Source organism: Bacillus sp. AFS001701 (genome assembly GCF_002559405.1).
GTDB lineage: Bacteria > Bacillota > Bacilli > Bacillales > Bacillaceae_G > Gottfriedia.
Genome location: NZ_NTZO01000218.1, coordinates 1 through 17,117 on the forward strand (window position 1 = coordinate 1; position 17,117 = coordinate 17,117).

Annotated in this window: 21 protein-coding genes and 1 pseudogene; 5 read left to right on the top strand and 17 right to left on the bottom strand. The window is 32.3% G+C overall.

What is annotated here, in order from left to right:
* Positions 1 to 155: 155 nt before the first annotated feature.
* The 3 genes from blaOXA (at position 156) to CN514_RS14870 (ending at position 2,497) form a co-directional block, all read left to right on the top strand.
* Positions 156 to 971 (top strand): class D beta-lactamase, encoded by an 816-nt coding sequence (blaOXA, locus tag CN514_RS14855; RefSeq protein ID WP_098233254.1) that lies wholly within the window; start codon positions 156 to 158, stop codon positions 969 to 971.
* 510 nt (positions 972 to 1,481) lie between these two features.
* Complete coding sequence (locus CN514_RS14860) at positions 1,482 to 1,784, top strand: hypothetical protein (protein WP_098233255.1); 303 nt, start codon at positions 1,482 to 1,484, stop codon at positions 1,782 to 1,784.
* A 461-nt stretch (positions 1,785 to 2,245) separates the two neighbouring features.
* Positions 2,246 to 2,497 (top strand): hypothetical protein, encoded by a 252-nt coding sequence (locus CN514_RS14870; protein ID WP_098233257.1) that lies wholly within the window; start codon positions 2,246 to 2,248, stop codon positions 2,495 to 2,497.
* Here CN514_RS14870 and CN514_RS14875 read toward each other — a convergent pair.
* The 3 genes from CN514_RS14875 to CN514_RS14885 all read right to left on the bottom strand — a co-directional run bounded on the left by CN514_RS14875 (position 2,481) and on the right by CN514_RS14885 (position 4,230).
* Positions 2,481 to 2,750, bottom strand: a complete 270-nt coding sequence (locus CN514_RS14875) for a hypothetical protein (protein WP_098233258.1) — start codon at positions 2,748 to 2,750, stop codon at positions 2,481 to 2,483. The two genes, CN514_RS14870 and CN514_RS14875, sit on opposite strands and share 17 nt — an antisense overlap.
* A gap of 72 nt (positions 2,751 to 2,822) precedes the next feature.
* Positions 2,823 to 3,158: a DUF7668 domain-containing protein gene (locus tag CN514_RS14880; protein ID WP_098233259.1), complete on the bottom strand. Its 336-nt coding sequence runs from the start codon at positions 3,156 to 3,158 to the stop codon at positions 2,823 to 2,825.
* 178 nt (positions 3,159 to 3,336) lie between these two features.
* A complete protein-coding gene (locus CN514_RS14885) occupies positions 3,337 to 4,230 on the bottom strand; it encodes a hypothetical protein (protein WP_098233260.1) in 894 nt (297 codons plus the stop codon).
* A 466-nt stretch (positions 4,231 to 4,696) separates the two neighbouring features.
* On the opposite strand from CN514_RS14885, the gene CN514_RS14890 reads away from it, so the two are divergent.
* Entirely contained in the window at positions 4,697 to 4,876 is a 180-nt protein-coding gene (locus CN514_RS14890; protein ID WP_098233261.1) for an H-type small acid-soluble spore protein, read from the top strand.
* Positions 4,877 to 5,060: 184 nt separating this feature from the next.
* Here CN514_RS14890 and hisJ read toward each other — a convergent pair whose 3' ends face one another.
* The 14 genes and pseudogenes from hisJ to CN514_RS14955 all read right to left on the bottom strand — a co-directional run bounded on the left by hisJ (position 5,061) and on the right by CN514_RS14955 (position 16,149).
* Positions 5,061 to 5,777 carry a histidinol-phosphatase HisJ gene (hisJ, locus tag CN514_RS14895; protein ID WP_286141700.1) on the bottom strand — a complete coding sequence of 239 codons (717 nt, stop codon included), beginning with the start codon at positions 5,775 to 5,777 and terminating at the stop codon, positions 5,061 to 5,063.
* On the bottom strand, positions 5,741 to 5,881 hold the full coding sequence (locus CN514_RS26570) for a hypothetical protein (protein WP_286141699.1): 141 nt from the start codon (positions 5,879 to 5,881) through the stop codon (positions 5,741 to 5,743). Before CN514_RS26570 ends, hisJ begins: the two co-directional genes overlap by 37 nt.
* A complete protein-coding gene (gene hisIE / locus CN514_RS14900) occupies positions 5,878 to 6,498 on the bottom strand; it encodes a bifunctional phosphoribosyl-AMP cyclohydrolase/phosphoribosyl-ATP diphosphatase HisIE (protein WP_098233262.1) in 621 nt (206 codons plus the stop codon). The genes CN514_RS26570 and hisIE overlap by 4 nt, the downstream gene beginning before the upstream one ends.
* 20 nt (positions 6,499 to 6,518) lie before the next feature.
* Positions 6,519 to 7,277 carry an imidazole glycerol phosphate synthase subunit HisF gene (hisF, locus tag CN514_RS14905; protein WP_098233263.1) on the bottom strand — a complete coding sequence of 253 codons (759 nt, stop codon included), beginning with the start codon at positions 7,275 to 7,277 and terminating at the stop codon, positions 6,519 to 6,521.
* Positions 7,247 to 7,978 carry a 1-(5-phosphoribosyl)-5-[(5-phosphoribosylamino)methylideneamino]imidazole-4-carboxamide isomerase gene (gene hisA / locus CN514_RS14910; protein ID WP_098233264.1) on the bottom strand — a complete coding sequence of 244 codons (732 nt, stop codon included), beginning with the start codon at positions 7,976 to 7,978 and terminating at the stop codon, positions 7,247 to 7,249. The genes hisF and hisA overlap by 31 nt, the downstream gene beginning before the upstream one ends.
* Positions 7,975 to 8,580 carry an imidazole glycerol phosphate synthase subunit HisH gene (gene hisH / locus CN514_RS14915; RefSeq protein ID WP_098233265.1) on the bottom strand — a complete coding sequence of 202 codons (606 nt, stop codon included), beginning with the start codon at positions 8,578 to 8,580 and terminating at the stop codon, positions 7,975 to 7,977. The genes hisA and hisH overlap by 4 nt, the downstream gene beginning before the upstream one ends.
* Positions 8,581 to 9,159: an imidazoleglycerol-phosphate dehydratase HisB gene (gene hisB, locus CN514_RS14920; protein ID WP_098233266.1), complete on the bottom strand. Its 579-nt coding sequence runs from the start codon at positions 9,157 to 9,159 to the stop codon at positions 8,581 to 8,583.
* Positions 9,159 to 10,442 (bottom strand): histidinol dehydrogenase, encoded by a 1,284-nt coding sequence (hisD, locus tag CN514_RS14925; RefSeq protein WP_098233267.1) that lies wholly within the window; start codon positions 10,440 to 10,442, stop codon positions 9,159 to 9,161. The genes hisB and hisD overlap by 1 nt, the downstream gene beginning before the upstream one ends.
* Positions 10,420 to 11,067: an ATP phosphoribosyltransferase gene (gene hisG, locus CN514_RS14930; RefSeq protein ID WP_098233268.1), complete on the bottom strand. Its 648-nt coding sequence runs from the start codon at positions 11,065 to 11,067 to the stop codon at positions 10,420 to 10,422. The genes hisD and hisG overlap by 23 nt, the downstream gene beginning before the upstream one ends.
* 6 nt (positions 11,068 to 11,073) lie before the next feature.
* Positions 11,074 to 11,982: an ATP phosphoribosyltransferase regulatory subunit gene (locus CN514_RS14935; RefSeq protein ID WP_098233269.1), complete on the bottom strand. Its 909-nt coding sequence runs from the start codon at positions 11,980 to 11,982 to the stop codon at positions 11,074 to 11,076.
* A gap of 263 nt (positions 11,983 to 12,245) precedes the next feature.
* Positions 12,246 to 13,319 (bottom strand): histidinol-phosphate transaminase, encoded by a 1,074-nt coding sequence (gene hisC / locus CN514_RS14940; RefSeq protein WP_098233270.1) that lies wholly within the window; start codon positions 13,317 to 13,319, stop codon positions 12,246 to 12,248.
* Between the two features lie 1,151 nt (positions 13,320 to 14,470).
* Positions 14,471 to 14,981: pseudogene (locus CN514_RS14945) on the bottom strand (DUF2332 family protein); the annotation flags it as partial.
* A 189-nt stretch (positions 14,982 to 15,170) separates the two neighbouring features.
* Complete coding sequence (locus tag CN514_RS14950; RefSeq protein WP_098233271.1) at positions 15,171 to 15,551, bottom strand: hypothetical protein; 381 nt, start codon at positions 15,549 to 15,551, stop codon at positions 15,171 to 15,173.
* Positions 15,514 to 16,149: a phosphotransferase enzyme family protein gene (locus CN514_RS14955; protein WP_098233272.1), complete on the bottom strand. Its 636-nt coding sequence runs from the start codon at positions 16,147 to 16,149 to the stop codon at positions 15,514 to 15,516. Before CN514_RS14955 ends, CN514_RS14950 begins: the two co-directional genes overlap by 38 nt.
* A 357-nt stretch (positions 16,150 to 16,506) precedes the next feature.
* Between CN514_RS14955 and CN514_RS14960 the strand changes: the two genes are divergently transcribed.
* Positions 16,507 to 17,016 carry a DinB family protein gene (locus CN514_RS14960; RefSeq protein WP_098233273.1) on the top strand — a complete coding sequence of 170 codons (510 nt, stop codon included), beginning with the start codon at positions 16,507 to 16,509 and terminating at the stop codon, positions 17,014 to 17,016.
* Positions 17,017 to 17,117 lie beyond the last annotated feature (101 nt).

Consider the following 17,117-nt stretch of genomic DNA (forward strand, 5'->3'; position numbering starts at 1 on the left):
CACACGCATGCGTTAGTTCAGCAAGAAATATCAAAACAGATAAAAACAAATTATAAAGCTGTATCTAATGATGAAAAGTTATCGATTTTTTTATTGAATTTTCTGAAATCAAATAATAGAATAAACTTGTTAAATAAATTAATGAGGTGTCTGAAATGAAAAAATTGATTTACCTTTCCATTTTTTTATTATTTACAGGGATAATAGGTATTACAGTTCAAGCTCAAACACCAAGTAAAGAAACTCCTTTAAAAGAAAAATTTAACGTGAAAAAATTAGATGTCGGTGAATTTTTCTTAAATCATAATGGAACGTTTATATTACGTGATGTTAAAACTGGAAAAACCTTTGTCTATAATCAGGAAAGAGCTAACACAAGACAAACCCCAGAATCTACATTTAAGGTTCCAAATGCATTAATTGGTTTACAAGTCAAAGCTGTTCGAGATGAGTATGATGTAAAACGATGGGACGGCGTAAAACGTGAATTTGATACATGGAACCGTGACCATACCCTGGGTTCGGCTATGCGTGAATCAGCTATTTGGTATTACCAGGCAATGGCTAAGGATATTGGAGAGCAGCACATGAATGAATGGGTACAAAAAATCTCGTATGGAAACGAGGATATTAGTGGAGGAATTGACCATTTCTGGTTAAGTAGCTCTTTGAAAATTAGTCCTCTTGAACAAGTTGATTTTATGGAAAAGTTGTATAAAGAAGAACTTCCGTTTGATAGACCTATAATGAAAACTGTTAAACGAATGATGATCCAGCTTGAAGGGGAACACGAAACAGTTTACGGAAAAACAGGGACAAGATTGTCTGATTTAGGATTAGGATGGTATGTTGGGTTTATAAAAGTGGACAAACGTCCTTATGTTTTTGTAACAAACATTGAAGGTACGGGTACAAAAGCTAAAAACATCACATTAGATATCTTAAAGAAGTACAACTTAATTACTGAGTAAAAAGGTCATCAGGTACTGAATTTTCATTAATTGATATCTATATAAAATAAGAAGATTAAGAAATATGCTTTAAATTATTCAATCGAGCGCAATAGGTAAAAAAGATGCTAAATTAAGCCATAATACACAAGGATTCATTTATGAACTAGTATATTATGGCTTGTACTTTATTCAAAAGAATTGGAATTGGTGTTCCGTTTCTGTCACCAATTATTCCATTTAACCCGTACGAATTTCAAGATATCCTTGTTCGGAGAAATCTGAAAAAACTCAACAATAAGCATCATTCATACCCTAATATGTCTTCAGTTAAGAAGTAGTGCGATGATTTTCAGGTATTGTTTTCTATACATTTGTTCAATTAGGTAACCCTATTCGTATGGATGGTTGAAGGGAAAGATTAGTAATGGCTAAAACTCGCTAAAAGTAGCGAGTTTATTTTTCAAAAATAACAATACCTTATTCAACTAAAGCATGCATTAGTTAAACAAGATTTCGAGGAGATGCAAAATGAAAGTATTGCTTGAACTAATTAGAATTGTATTTATATTCCTATTGTTAGGATTAATATTAAGCACATTGTTACGAAACTTATACTTATCGATAGGTGTAAATTTAGATAAATTCGGTTGGATGGGTCCGGTTGCGATTTTTTCTTTGTTATTTGTTTTATATAGAAATAAACTTCAATTTAGTGGTTGGTACACTGGGAAAACGAGAGTTAAACTTTCAAAAAAGGTAACTACTTTTCTTGTATCTGTATCGGTATTATTAATAATTTCACTACCAATTCTAAGTTACTTATTCAACTAAAGCATGCATTAGTTACACAACTTGATCGGCTGTATAGTCGATTTTTTTTGTGAAATTAATGGCATAATAGTTCAATAAGACAATAATTACCATTAACCAATTTTTTGTATATTTGAGATAATCAATGTATATAGATATTTAAACGAACGAGAGGTAATTATGATTAATATATCTTGGATTGAAGCAATTTTAATAAGCATTTTAGGATTTATTTTAATTTTATCATTTTATTTTTTTACCAAAAAACGAGTATTGATGATAATTATTTGTATGGCTATTTCTTTAATATTTGGAATGAATATCACTTCATGGAAAGCTGGGATATTCGTTCCTATTGTTTTGATGTTGCAAACGTGCATGCTTATCAGTCTATTGATAAAAAGCAAATACACTAATAAATCAGTTTAAATGTTTTAAGAGATTGTAAACCTGATATTCAGTACACAGGAAGTGGAGAAATTATGAAAAATAGAATTAAACCTTTGATAATTCCATCTATTGTCTTATGGATTGGTGGGGGAATTATTTATTTCGCTTCAACTTGGTATTACGGAGTTTCCAATAATTATAGGTTTATTGCCTATATACTAATTATTGTCGGATTTATTATGTATATCTTAGAAAAGTATTTACTTAAAAAAATAACAAAAAAACAACTGCTTTGGTTTAATTTCACTTTCTTGATATTAATTGTTGTTAGTATAGATAATTAATTTTTTCTGGATAATCTTGGATTTTCACTTTTAAACTCCAATAATCCTCATAATTATTTGATTCCAACCATTCATTTGATATTACCAAATACATTTTCCCAACATTTATGGAGATTTCTTCATAAAACAAATAGTGATTTTCATTTAACCTAATATCAATAGAAGGACTTAATACTGACAAAAGTTCCTTACCCAGTTGTTCTTTAAGTATTAATAACTCATTATCTGATAGAATTGCTTGAAATACTTCCATTTATCACTTCTCCCAATCAAATGATCTCATACTATAATGAACTAACGCATGCGTTAGTTTAACAACGATAAACTATAATGCATGTAAATCTAAGATTGAAAACGATAAAATATTATCTGATTGGTCGATTATTGCTTCACAAGACAATGTTAAGTCACTTTCTTGATTATTTATCCAAAGTTCAAATTCCAATGCATATCCTGACCCATCATTATATTCATAAAAACTAATATTCTCATACGCTACATCAGGTGGAATCGTTAGTGAGCCCCAGTGATTTAGTTCTCTTTTGATGTCTTCAATTGTAATTTCTACTGATAGTTTGGATTTAATTTTAATAGTTTCTTTTTTTACTAAATCACAAACAGTTTCTTTAAGTAATATCATTAATTTATCTTTTATTTCCATAATTTCCACCACCTCTTATGATTTTAATAATACAGTATCTTATTGAACTAATCTGCCATTTAGTTGCATAAGAAATATCAACAATCGACTTTAACAGAGCCTATAAATAAAAAAAAGACCGGGGCACATTGCCTCAATCTCTTATATAGCTAATAAATACTTATATATAGTTAGTTATTTAATTTGTAGTAGAAAACCAACCTTCATCTCCGTCACCTTGATTCATAACGATTTTAGGTGAATCACCGTCTTTTACTTCAAAACCTACATATCCTTCGAATGTACCACCTAAGTAAACCTTTGTATCGAATGCGTTAGGAACTATAATGAAAGGTAAGTCATATGTGTAACCATCTTTACTAACTGCTTCAAACATATATCTGCTTAGTTCAAAAGGTGGCTCGCTTAACACTTTAATGTTGCTAATTCTAAATTTTGCAAGTATATAATGGCTTCCACTTTCTGGTGCGTCATTATACATATTTGCGTTTTTAATGATATTCCATGCTTGATCACCTGAAATGACTTCAGTTAATGTCATGTCATATGTTCTTTTTCCATAATAGTCATCAGCACTTAATGTGACAGGAGTATTTAAACTAACTGGCTTATTAATAGAGTGTCCAGGTTGTGATGTATCTGCTTTTGGTAACAACTCAGCAATTTTATTGTTTAAATCTTTAATCTGAGCATCTTTTTTTGCGATTGTATTCGTTTGACTCGTAATCGTAGCATCTTTTTTAGCAATGTCAGACTTATACGTAGCTATCGCTTTATTATTAGCTGTAATCGTAGCATCTTTTTTTGCAATATCCGCTTTGTATGAAGTTATCGCCTTATTATTAGCAGAAATTGTAGCGTCCTTCTTAGCGATATCTGATTTATATGAAGATATTTTTTTATTAGCAGCTGAAAGAGACGACTTAAGTGAAGATACTTCTTTTTTTAAACTAGTAATTATTTTATTTAATTGTGCTACTGATTGTGTAGCAGCCGAACCATTTGTTGTATAAAATCCAGTTGATAAAACAGCAGTCATTGCTGTAATGGCAATTATCTTTTTTGCTTTCATCATACGTTCCCCCGTAATATATTGTTTACTACTAAACTTTATCATAGTGTATAGTGCAAGCATAGAACTAAAATTAGCCAAGCTAATGCCATCTTTCTACTAACCTCATCATTCCAAAGCTATATGAAAATGCTTATTTACAACATTAAGGAAATTCCAATAATAAAGGGCTCAATTTTTCAGAATTTAAATTGAGAAATTGGTTTTTTCTGGTTACCTAATTAATGCACCCGATCATGGAACAAGTACATATACAATCTTAGGTAGAAATACTTGTATTTAAATGGTTATAATGCCTGACTTACTTGTCATGTATCGAATTATGAATTAACCGGAGAAGTTTCATTGATAAACGTATTACTAATTGGATATACTTACAAAAATACATATATCTACCTTGTTTTTTGAATATTTATTGAAATTCTGGTGAATAATTTTAAAGTTTAAATTAAAGGAGGTTATTATGATGGACAAACAACGTGCAAAAGAGATTGCTGCTTCACCAGTTATGGCAAATGTGACATATAATGGAGATCAAATTTATATTCAGAATGTAGATGAAGAAAAGGAAACCGCTAGAGTTTATATTCTTAATCGTCCAGAGGATGAAATAGACGTCGCATTAAAATCTTTAACAGAGCATTAATTTAGTTGAAACTACTTTCGTTTGGAAAGGAAGTATACGATTATATCCAAAAGCATGACATATTTTTTTGATAGTCATGCTTTTTATATTTATAGGGGTGTATTCCTAATTGATAAATTTTAAAAAATTATTTTTCTTATTTGATATCATGCTTAGCATAGTTCATAAATGTAAAAGTTCATTTTTAGTAATTTATATTTGATTGAAAAACCTCATATCCTCTTCCAACAGCTTCTACCCCATGAGCATCTGATCCATACATAAATGGTATGTTCATTTTAATCGCTTTTTGTACAATGTCATCAAATGGATAGGTTTCCCCACAATATGGTTTAAAAAGTCCTGCCGTGTTGTAATCTAAAATGAATTGCTGATTTTTTAGTAAAATTAGCAATTCATTTATTTTTTCATTAATCATTTCACTTGAACCGATACCAATATATTTTTTAAATTTATTGCAAAGTGTCATATGTCCAATACGTTTAGGTTTATAAATACCTAAATCAACTGTTATTGATTCTTTTATCATTTCGTAATATGCAGCTTGAAATTTCTCTGAATCTCCATAATATGAAACGAGTCCTTCTGATGTATCTTCTGCTTGGTAATCAATACAACGCCAACCATCCATACCTTCTAAAAAATGTACAGATAATAAACCAGTATCACAATATTTCCCATATTCGTTTAAAAACTGCCTTGTCCACTGAGTATGTTCAGGTAAATAATCGATTTCAAATCCAATTTTGATGTTGATTTTATCTTTATATTTATTTTTAACTCGTAACATTTCCTTGATGTAATGGTCTGTTTCAACCTCTTTAAATGTAATTGATGAAGCCGCTTCAAATGGATATAAATTTTTTAAAAACGATTCTGGTAGTGGTGGGTGCTCAGTAATGTGTCATCAAAGCCACATTTGATTGCTTTTTCAATCATTTTTTCAACATGCTCACCTGTTCCATGTGGACAAAAGTGTGTATGCGTGTGACCATCTACTTTCAAGATTTGACTTTCTCCTTTCTAGATAACAGTGCTGATCTAATATCTTCTAAAGTCACGCCTTTTTCTACCATTAAAACCATAACATGATAAACAAGGTCACTAATCTCATAAATTAACTCGTCCGTTCCTTCATTTTTTGCCCCGATAATTACTTCACTTGTTTCCTCTCCTACTTTTTTTAGAATTTTATCAATTCCTTTTTCAAATAAATAAGCCGTATACGAACCTTCAATTGGAGAGTTCTTTCGTTCGATAATTGTTTCATATAATTCATTTAGAATTGAATGTTCCACTTTATCACTTTTAGAATCTGTAAAACAAGACCAGCTACCAGTATGACATGCTACCCCACATTGTTCGACTACTAACAAAATGGCATCTTGATCGCAATCATAATAACTATTCACAACTTTTTGGAGATGCCCAGATGTCTCTCCTTTTTTCCACAATTGTTTTCGGCTACGGCTATAATACGTTGCATAACCCGTTTTAAGCGTTAATTCAAGTGCTTCTTTATTCATGTACGCTAACATTAATACATCTTTCGTTTCACTATCTTGTGCTATTACTGGCACTAAGTCATTTTGGTTAAAATTAACCTTCTCAATTTGGATCATACTCTACACTCCTCATTCATTTAAATTCGTATGCAAATACCTTTATCAAGTAAATAGCTTTTTAAGTCCTTAATTTTAATATCACCAAAATGAAATACAGAAGCTGCTAAAACACCGTCGACATTTGTTTCTTTGATTGCATCATAAAAATGCTCCATTGTACCTGCACCACCCGAGGCAATTACTGGCACATTAACTTCATCTGTAATTAGCTTGAGTAAAGTCAAATCATAACCATTTCTCATACCATCCTCATTTATACTATTAACGACGATCTCACCAGCACCTAGTTCAACCCCTTTTTTTGCCCATTCAATGGCATGAAGTTCTGTTTCAGTTCGTCCACCATTTATATAAACTTTGAATTCTCCCAATTCATTTTTTTTTGCATCAATTGAAAGAACTACACATTGTGATCCAAATTTCTGTGCTGCTTCTCTAATTAAATTTGGATTTTTAACTGCTGCAGTATTAACAGATACTTTGTCTGCTCCTTTTCTCAATATCATTGTAAAATCGTCTATCGTTCGAATTCCTCCACCTACACAAAATGGAACTCGAAGTTCTTTTGCTACAGTTGAAACATAGTCCATTGAAATTTCTCTTTCTTCGGTTGATGCAGTAATATCATAAAAAACTAACTCATCTGCGCCATTTTCACTGTAGAACTTACCTAATGCTTCAGGTGAATCAACATCAATGATTCCTTGAAATTGTTTGCCTTTCACAACTCTTCCATTTCGAACGTCTAGGCACGGAATGATTCTTCTTGCAAGCATTGAAGTGCCTCCTTTACTGTAAACTTACCTTCATATATTGCTTTACCAGTTATGACTCCATAAGCACCAATCTCAACTAATTCTTTTAAATCTTGAAGTGAACCAATTCCACCAGACGCGATAATCCTTACGACTTCTAGATTGATTAACTTTTTATAAACTTCTATATTCGGGCCGCTTAACATTCCATCTTTAGAGATATCTGTATAAATGATGGTCTTCACACCGATACCTCTCAGTTTATTACAAAAAGTTAAACTATCCATATTAGTCAATGTTTCCCATCCATGAGTTGCTACTTTAGAGTCCCTCGCATCAACACCAACTGCAATACGTTCTCCGTATAGTTTAATCGCTTCTTTTACGAATTCTTGATTTTCGAGTGCTATTGTTCCGAGTATGACACGCTTTACTCCACATCGAATCCACTCATTAATGCTTTCTAGCGTTCTTATTCCTCCACCAACCTGTACATACAAATTGGTTTCTTCTACTATTTTTTTGATGATTTCTTTGTTCACCCCATTGCCGGTACGTGCTCCATCTAAGTCAACAACATGTATAAATGTAGCTCCCTCTTGTTCAAATTGTTTTGCAACAGTAAGAGGATTTTCACTATATACTTTTACATCATTAAAGTCTCCTTGTTTCAATCTCACACATTTACCATCTTTTAAGTCAATCGCCGGAAATAGAATCATAACTTATTCATCTCCTTATAAGTTTTTAATAGATTGAGCCCAGCATCACTGCTTTTCTCCGGATGAAATTGCATGCCATAAATATTTCCTCTTCTAACAATTCCAGGTACTTTAACTCCATAATCACTAAAAGCGACTAAGTTTTCATCATCCGAACCTGCATAATAAGAATGAACGTAATATACAAAATCTCCCTCAAGATTATTTTTTAAGATAGGGTCATCTTTATGAAAATTTAATGAATTCCAACCCATATGTGGTACTTTCACAGTGTCTGGAATCCTCTTAATAGATCCTTTTAATAATCCTAAACCTTCAAATAGACCTTCTTCTTCACTTTGTTCATATAGTAATTGCATTCCTAAACAAATTCCTAAAAAAGGTATTCCCTGTGAAGCTTTTTTAATCAAAACATCAACTAAGTTTCGTTTCTGTAATTCAATCATTGCCGCTCCAAAAGCACCTACACCAGGAAGAATGATAGATGAAGCATTATTAATCACACCAGGATCATCACTAATCTGGACGGTGAACTCGATTTGTTCAAGTGCACGTTGTAATGAGCTCAGATTCCCAGCTCCATAATCAACAATAATATTCACTTAAAGTACTCCCTTCGTTGATGGAATTTCTGTCGAAACGATTTTACAAGCTTCCTTAACAGCTCGACCGAATGCTTTAAATAATGCCTCAACTTTGTGATGATCATTTTCACCATAAAGCACATCCATATGACAGTTCATTTTTGATTCATTTGATACAGATTTAAAAAACTCCTTCACATTTTGGGTATCTAGCATACCGACTTTTTCTCTTTCAAACTTTGCATCGTAGATTAGATAAGGTCTTCCACTAAAATCAACAACAACTCTGGCTAATGCTTCATCCATTGGAACATATGAAGACCCGTACCGATTAACACCTTTTTTATTGCCAAGAGCAGATAATAAAGCTTGTCCTAAAGCTAGACCAATATCCTCGGTCGTATGATGATCATCAACTTCTATATCACCTTTACATTCAATTGTTAAATCAATACCACTATGAAATGAAAACAAGGTTAACATATGATCTAGAAACCCCACACCAGTCGAAATGTCACTATTTCCACTTCCATCTAGATTTATTTCCAGTGTAATTGAAGTTTCGTTCGTTGTTCTTTTTATTGTTGAAGTTCTCATCATTTCTCCTCCTCAAATCGTATTGAAACTGAAAGAGCATGTCCAAATAGCCCTTCTACATTTGCTAATGTTTCAATTGTTTCTTTTGCTTTACTGAGTGATTGTTTAGTAAAGTGCACAACAGAAGTTTTCTTTTGAAAATCCGTTACGTTTAACGCTGAGGTAAAGCGTGCAGTGCCACTTGTCGGCAAAGTATGATTTGTACCTGCATAATAATCCCCAACAGACTCGGGTGTGTAGTTTCCAATGAAGATAGCTCCAGCATTATAGATTTTGCCGGACAATTCCAAGGCATTTTCTGTCATTACTTCAACATGTTCAGGAGCCATTTTATTTACAATATTAATCGCATCATTAACGGTATCTGTCAGTATGATCGCACCATAGTTGTCAAAAGCAGATTGAATGATTTTTTTTCTTGGTTGTTCATCTATAAGCTTTTTGATTTCATTTTGTATTTTCTTAGCTAAATCGAATGAATTCGTCAATACAATACTTGAAGCCATTTCATCATGTTCGGCTTGTGCCATTAAATCTGCAGCTATAAATCGAGCATTAGCTGTTTCGTCTGCAATAATGACAACTTCAGTTGGTCCTGCGATCATGTCGATCCCAACAATGCCTGATACTAATCGTTTTGCAGTAGCTACATACATATTTCCAGGTCCAACAATTTTATCAACTTTTGGAATCTGTTTCGTTCCATATGTTACCGCCGCTATTCCTTGCGCTCCTCCTACTTTTAAAACACGGTTTACTCCTGCTATTTTCGCAGCTACTAGGAGAGAATTATTTATTTTCCCTTCTTTATTAGGAGGTGTAATCATAACAATTTCTTTTACACCTGCAATTACAGCGGGTATTGCATTCATTAAAACTGTTGAAGGATAAGCTGCTTTTCCCCCAGGTATATACAAACCGACAGTTTGAATAGGTCGTACAATTTGTTGGATGAATTGATCATATTCTTCAATTTTGTACCCAGCAATTTTTTGCTTTATATGATATCGTTCTATGTTTTCTTTTGCGACTAACAACGCATCAATTATTTGTTGTTCTGTTTCTCGATACGCTTGAGCAAATTCTTCTTCTGACACCTCAAAATTTGATATTTCTACGCCATCAAATTTTTCAGTATAACTTGCGACTGCAATGTCCCCATTTTCTTTCACAGTTTTTAAAATTTCTTTTACGATGTTTTCAACATTTTCAGTTGGTAAGTTTGAGCGTGCTATTATTTTTTTCAACTGATTACTCTGATTATCTTTTTGAAAAATTTTCATTTATTCGATCTCTCCCATCTGATATTTTACTTGTATATTCCATTATTTTTTCGTATTGAAAACGATAACTTACTTTGTTACAAATGATTTTTGAGCTAATCTGCATCATTTCTTCAAGTACGATCAACCCATTTGCTTTTAGAGTATTTCCAGTTTCGACTAAATCAACAATTACATCAGATAACCCAATTAAAGGAGCTAATTCAACTGAACCATTTAATGGAATGATTTCAATATCATGATTTTCAAAATATTTTTTTGTTATATTTGGATATTTTGTTGCAATTCGAATATTACTTTTTAATCGAAACTGTTTACTGTTTGGAAAGCCTGCTATTGCAAATGCACATTTTCCGAACTGAAGGTCTAGTAATTCGTAAATATCCCCTTCTTGCTCTTCAATAACATCTTTTCCCACTATTCCTAGATCTGCTACTCCTTTTTCAACATAAGTAACAACATCAACTGGTTTAACAAATATATATTTAATTTGATTTTCGTGATCCTCAAATACTAATTTTCTTGAACCCGGATCTATCCAACTGTCCATTCCAATTTCATAAAAAATTGTATTCATTTCTTTTTCGATTCGACCTTTTGCGATTGCTACTGTCAACCATTCCATAAGTTCTCACTCCTTCGATTGAATCCAAGAATTAACATCAATAGAAAACCCAATTGCTCCAATTTTACGTCCATATTCCTCCGTCAATGGATCATATCTTCCTCCACTTAACACTGCTGTTGGTAAGTTAGGATAATATCCTTTAAAAATAATTCCATCGTAGTAAGCTAATTCATTTATCATTGATAAATCAAAATATATATTTTGGCTTACCTGAATATAGTTTAGAAGTGTATTTACAGCATTCTTCATTTTTAAGTTTAAAATTAGCTTTGAATCTAGATTAATCAATTGATCCATTTTTCCATGTAACGAAAATAATTTTATAAATACTTCATTTGCGGCTACACTTTTTGTATTTTCTTTAACAAATTGCATCGCCCCATCAAAGTCCTTTGAATAGAGTAATTTTTTAAGCTCAACTCTTTCATTATTGTCTAAGTTCGTTTCATCTAACAAACCTTCTAAAAAACCTGTATGACCTATTTCTAGAATAAATTTGGATTCGTTTAAATAATTACATGCCAACTCGATTATTTCACGTTCAGAGCTTGTCGATAGATTTCCTAAAATTTCAATTCCAAACTGACTTATTTCATTGACGGTTTTCTTACTACTGCGATAGTTTGTAGATTGATAAAATAGTTTCACTTTATCATTGGCATTGATATTTGGTAAAAGTTCTTTGATCATTGCAGTTGTAATATCCGGACGTAAAAGCAACAACTGTTGATAGCCATTCATAACAATTACGAGCTGTTCCTTTGTTAAACTTGGGTTCTTTTTACATGTAAATTGCTCGTATTTTTCAAATAGTGCTGGCTGAAAAGGAAAATAGCCTTTTTGTAATGCAAAATCCTCCATCTTACGTTTAATTTGATATTTAGTTAATGATTCTTTTACGAATTCTTCCATTTACTTCATCTCCTTAAAAAATAAAAAGCCATACAGGAAAGTACCTGTATGGCTTTTCAGCACGACACAAGCACTAAATCGTAACACGAATAGGGCTTGTATCCATGAACTTTTTTGCTCATAGATTCAACCCCTCAAAGGATGATGATCATGTAATCCTTTATTCAATCGTGCTAGTAACATAGTGTATGTCTCCTCTATTTATTAATTTTTCCCATCTTACAAAATATTATGTTTAACTGTTAAATCGAAATCTAAATATATTATTTATTTTTCACTAAAAAATCTTTTATGCAATTTATTAATTCATCATTATCTTTATGAGTACCTACTGTTATACGAATAGCATTAGGAAATTGTCGTATTATAAATCCTTTAGATTCAAGGTATTCATTAATTTCTTTACTATTTTCAATTTCTAGGTAAATAAAATTAGCTTGGGAATGAAAAAATGGAATCCCGTATTTTTCAAAGAAATCGACGTATAGTTGTAACCCATTTGAGTTTTCAATTACACAATGTTTAATAAATGTTTGATCTTCTATTGCTGCCATTGCAACAACTTGAGCTGTCATTGAGGTATTAAATGGTAGTCTAATTTTATTTAATTCATCCATTAATTCAGGACTACTAATTCCATATCCAATACGAAATGATGCGAGTCCATAAACTTTAGAAAATGTACGTAAAATAATCAAATTATCGAATTTTTGAAGTAATGAAATCGTATCTGGAAAATCATCTGCTGTTGCATATTCAACATAAGCTTCATCAACTACAACAAAAATTGATTTAGGAACGGAATGTAAAAAACTCTCTAAATCTGTTTGGTTTACATATGTGCCAGTGGGATTATTCGGATTACAAATCCATACAATTTTCGTTTGTTCATCTATCTGTTCAAACATGGCCTTAAGATCATGAACACCATTTTTTAAAGGGACATTACGTACTTCAGCACCTTCAATAATAGCATGGTGTTCATATTGTGAAAATGTTGGAGTAGCTTGAACAATATTATGTTTCGATTCTAGTAAGCCACGACTAAGTATTTGAATAACTTCATCTGCCCCACTACCAAACAGTAATTGATTTGGATTAACACTTAAAAATTCTGCAACCTTACGACTTAGTGCTTCTGCCGCTCCATCAGGATAAATTGAAAACTGATCAGAAATTGATTTCAATGCCTCGGATACCTTCGACGAACAACCAAAAGGGTTTTCGTTCGAAGATAATTTAACAACACGATCAAGTTCGTATTTTCTTTTAATTAAATCAATGGGCTTTCCTGGATTATACGATTGTAATGTTATTATTTGAGATTTTATATGCATATAACATTCTCTCCCTATATGAAATCAAAAAGAATATTGTTCCAAATGTATCATATTTGATATAAAGTAAAAAAATCTTGAAATAAAAACTAGAATAAATATACAATAAAACAAATAAAAATTCAATTATTTATTTTGTGAAAATAATTTATAATGGTTTACGCAAATGAAGTTATAGACCAAATGATTTTTTATGGGTGATGAATTGATTATAGAACTAGAGTCCCAATCGAAGTAATTGAATACCAAAACAAAAGAATGAAGTTTTCTTAGTGTTTTTTATTTACACTAAATGTTTAAAAAAATATGGCCAACACTACTACTTTTAACCTTACTTGTTATTTTCTATTGGAAAGTATTATCTATAATTATAAAGTGGACAAATCAATTGTAAAAATGAATGTTCTATACAAAGTTAGTTTATAATGGACCTTCCAAACGGATGGTTAGGGATTGGTCCTGAATTCTTCAACTAATTCAGAAGATTCACTTTATTTAATAGTTACCCTGTATCCAACAAAATGTCAGTTGACAAAATAAAAAAGCAAAAACATATACAAGAAGGTAAAAAAGCACACGCTACTTTGCAGTTTTTGCATAACCTATATTGTCCCAACTACCAGTCTGTTAAGACAACAAAAAAGGTACTTCAACGTACCTTTTTTGCTGAAAAATAGTAAGAAATTCTTTGAGAAAATCAGCTTTGTAAATTATAGAACATAACTGAAGTCAAAAAAAGGCCCACCTCTTATCAATAAAGGAGTGGGCAATTCCGTTTTTTCTATCGATTTATAGATTTTTACACCGATGATCAAACAGGTTTTTGGGGTACTATCCACTTAAGAATTCTCTTTTTTTGTATAAAGTCCTACATAAAGAATAGGACATTTTAGTCGAACCATATTAGTCAAAACCTATTAAGTTTTGACTATATTCATTTTAATAAAAGCAAAAAAAAAGACCGACAAAATGATATTATCCCCTTATAGTAGACACGGGAAAAAGCCTATCCCTTATAATGGATAGATATTCTACTATAGGGGGATTTATTATGCCTTTAAAAGGAACTATATTTAAGAAGTATTCGATTGAATTCAAGCTTAAGGCAGTAAAACGATATGAAGATATCCTAGAATTACTGACCGTTTAAGTTTGTTTCCAACAACTTCATTGGTATTATATGAATACGAATATTGATCCCAAAGAAGTTGTAATCCCGCACTTGTTCCTATTTCAATAAGAGCCAATGGATTTTTAGTTTTCTCATAAATAAAACTAAATACCGGATAAAGGTAGGCGCATCTTCGTACCTCGTTCGTCTGAACAAGTTTAGCTTCTAGGAGTTGTATAATTTCATTTTTGTTTATTAAACAAAATTCTTTAAAGTATACGAACGAATCTTTAAGTGGTTTAGATTCAGCCTACAATACTAGGGTAGAAGTCTTTTAGTTTGTGTTCATTTCCTCTGAGCAGTAGATAATGTACTGCTCCAAAAAGTAAATTTGGAACAGGTTGTCCATTAAGTGTATTCGTGCACAACTCTAGTAGATCATCATCTTGTGCGATTTCTAATGCTAAAAATTGGTATAATTCACTAGACCCTTTACATTCGTTTTCAGCAAAAGTCGAAAACCTTTGTGACAGCACTTCTTTAGTTAACATAAATTCTCCTCCACCAAAATGAATAGTGCTTAATTAGTCTTTTGGTTTATTTCGACAATTAATCTGAAGTTTCCTTTTGGGCTTTTAGTAAATTCTTTTTGAACTAAGTTGTCATTTCCTTGAAAAACAAAAAAAGCTGCCAAAGCAACTCTTGTTGTCCAACTAACGCGCCAGTTAGTTGCATAAGGATCAAAATGAATACTTTGTCAATGGTTCATCTGTTTCAATTTCTGCTTTCATTTTTAGCCATCTCAACTTCTGTTCGCCATCTAAAACCTTCCCTTTATTTCGTTGGTGAAATACGTTGTAATATAGTACCCGTATATACTCTAAAAATTTCGGCATGACTTTTAACACCCAAGAATCGATGGTATTCATCTCTTGATAACCTTTTAGAAACGAATCAAGGAACCAAGCCAAGTGATTTTCGAGTGTTTCACTCTGTTCGTTTTGTCTATTGTATCTAACAATCACTGAATAAATGATAATGGCGATGTCGAATGCATACCAATGGTAACAACTATCAACGAAATCAAATGCCGTAATCTCCCCGTCTTTCGTGACAAACATGTTGTGTGCATGAAAGGTCACCGTGGATAAGACCATAGTTATTCTTATTTTTTGGCAAAGTTTCTAGCCAATTTAACAACTCATTCGCTTTTTGGCGAACAATTATTTCTTTTGATGGTAGATGTTTCATAATATCCATCCAATTTTCCTGCTTCCATTCACGGCGTTTCACATCTTGTGGAGGGATATAGGATTGGGTTAACAAGTGCATCTGTCCGACGATCCTTCCCCAATTTTTAAACATTTTATGATTCCAATCTTCTACAATAGGAATTCGACCAGGTGCTTCTGTGAATATCGATGCATGAAATCCTTCTCCTACATTTTCAATCCATTTCCCTGCTTTTGATGGGAGTATCTGAGGCACAGAAACACCTTTTTCAAACAGATAGTTCATGAAATGCAATTCTGCAAATGACTCTTTTTCATTTCTCCAGTTCTGATGTGTTAAACGTACAATTTGTGAAGGATGACCATCTTGTGCTGAGTATCGATAAACATTATTTACAACGCCACTAATATGAGTAAGCAGACTCAGTCTAAGTCCGTATGCTTTTGTTGATGTAATTAATACACATTCATTTAGAATTCCATTCATTTTCGATCTGCCCCCATTTCTAACTATATAAATTCTTTAGGCGAAATGAGAAATACTTGTTCAGCTAATTTGCCAGGTAACACAATAAAAAATCGACTAAACAGTCGATCATGGTGTTCAACTAACGCATGCGTTAGCCATCCATGAATCCTCAGATTCACAACAGTGAATGGAAGTTTATATCGTACTCCCATGGTAGTTGAATAAGAAATTCAAAATATATGTATCAAAAAAGTTGTTTAATTTGCAATTATTTTACGGTAATGAAATTAAATATCAAAAATAAAGGAAATATCTTCTTGACAGTCGAATATTTGCCTAGAACCAAAATTAACTATTCCGATGAGGGGGATTCTTGTGCGTCCACGACCATTATCTATTGAAAATCCAGAGCATTATAGGTATGTTAGTCTTGTGCCAGATGGAGATATTATAGAAATACTTAGTAAGCAACGAACTAATACCATTACCCTCTTAAGCAGCGTATCAGAGGAGTCAGCAAGGAAGGCGTACGCACCAGGGAAATGGACTTTAAAAGAAGTGATTGGGCATATGACCGACTCGGAACGCGTGATGTCGTATCGAATGCTTGCCATTGCACGAAATGAAAGTGCACCACTCCCAGCAATGGATCAGGATCAATACGTTTCTGCGGCAAACTTCAACAAATTATCCTGGGAGCAACTACTAGCTGGTTTAGACACGGTACGCTCCAACACGTTAAGCCTTATTTCAACCATTGATGATGCAGCGTGGGATCGTAATGGAACTGTAATGAACAGTCCAGTTTCGATAGGTACCATTGCATATGGCATTGCCGGGCACGAGTTACACCATATGAAAGTGATTAGTGATAAATACTTATAAGTCTTTTTCTATTAATGAAAAAACCTGATTTCTCATTTAGGATGCGTAGATGAAGAAGCAGCAAAAAAAAGGATCTTCCTGTGGTCAAGACCCCAAAAAGT

Excerpts from the sequence above, each read along its gene's own strand:
- CN514_RS14880 (WP_098233259.1), bottom strand. The coding sequence starts at position 3,158 with ATGGAAATAAAAGATAAATTAATGATATTACTTAAAGAAACTGTTTGT.
- hisIE (WP_098233262.1), bottom strand. The coding sequence starts at position 6,498 with ATGATCCAAATTGAGAAGGTTAATTTTAACCAAAATGACTTAGTGCCA.
- CN514_RS14890 (WP_098233261.1), top strand. The coding sequence starts at position 4,697 with ATGGACAAACAACGTGCAAAAGAGATTGCTGCTTCACCAGTTATGGCA.
- hisB (WP_098233266.1), bottom strand. The coding sequence starts at position 9,159 with ATGAGAACTTCAACAATAAAAAGAACAACGAACGAAACTTCAATTACA.
- CN514_RS14950 (WP_098233271.1), bottom strand. The coding sequence starts at position 15,551 with ATGTTTGTCACGAAAGACGGGGAGATTACGGCATTTGATTTCGTTGAT.
- hisD (WP_098233267.1), bottom strand. The coding sequence starts at position 10,442 with ATGAAAATTTTTCAAAAAGATAATCAGAGTAATCAGTTGAAAAAAATA.
- CN514_RS14870 (WP_098233257.1), top strand. The coding sequence starts at position 2,246 with ATGAAAAATAGAATTAAACCTTTGATAATTCCATCTATTGTCTTATGG.
- hisG (WP_098233268.1), bottom strand. The coding sequence starts at position 11,067 with ATGGAATGGTTGACAGTAGCAATCGCAAAAGGTCGAATCGAAAAAGAA.
- CN514_RS14860 (WP_098233255.1), top strand. The coding sequence starts at position 1,482 with ATGAAAGTATTGCTTGAACTAATTAGAATTGTATTTATATTCCTATTG.
- hisF (WP_098233263.1), bottom strand. The coding sequence starts at position 7,277 with ATGCTTGCAAGAAGAATCATTCCGTGCCTAGACGTTCGAAATGGAAGA.
- CN514_RS14885 (WP_098233260.1), bottom strand. The coding sequence starts at position 4,230 with ATGAAAGCAAAAAAGATAATTGCCATTACAGCAATGACTGCTGTTTTA.
- hisA (WP_098233264.1), bottom strand. The coding sequence starts at position 7,978 with ATGATTCTATTTCCGGCGATTGACTTAAAAGATGGTAAATGTGTGAGA.
- CN514_RS14955 (WP_098233272.1), bottom strand. The coding sequence starts at position 16,149 with ATGAATGGAATTCTAAATGAATGTGTATTAATTACATCAACAAAAGCA.
- blaOXA (WP_098233254.1), top strand. The coding sequence starts at position 156 with ATGAAAAAATTGATTTACCTTTCCATTTTTTTATTATTTACAGGGATA.
- CN514_RS14935 (WP_098233269.1), bottom strand. The coding sequence starts at position 11,982 with ATGGAAGAATTCGTAAAAGAATCATTAACTAAATATCAAATTAAACGT.
- hisC (WP_098233270.1), bottom strand. The coding sequence starts at position 13,319 with ATGCATATAAAATCTCAAATAATAACATTACAATCGTATAATCCAGGA.
- CN514_RS14875 (WP_098233258.1), bottom strand. The coding sequence starts at position 2,750 with ATGGAAGTATTTCAAGCAATTCTATCAGATAATGAGTTATTAATACTT.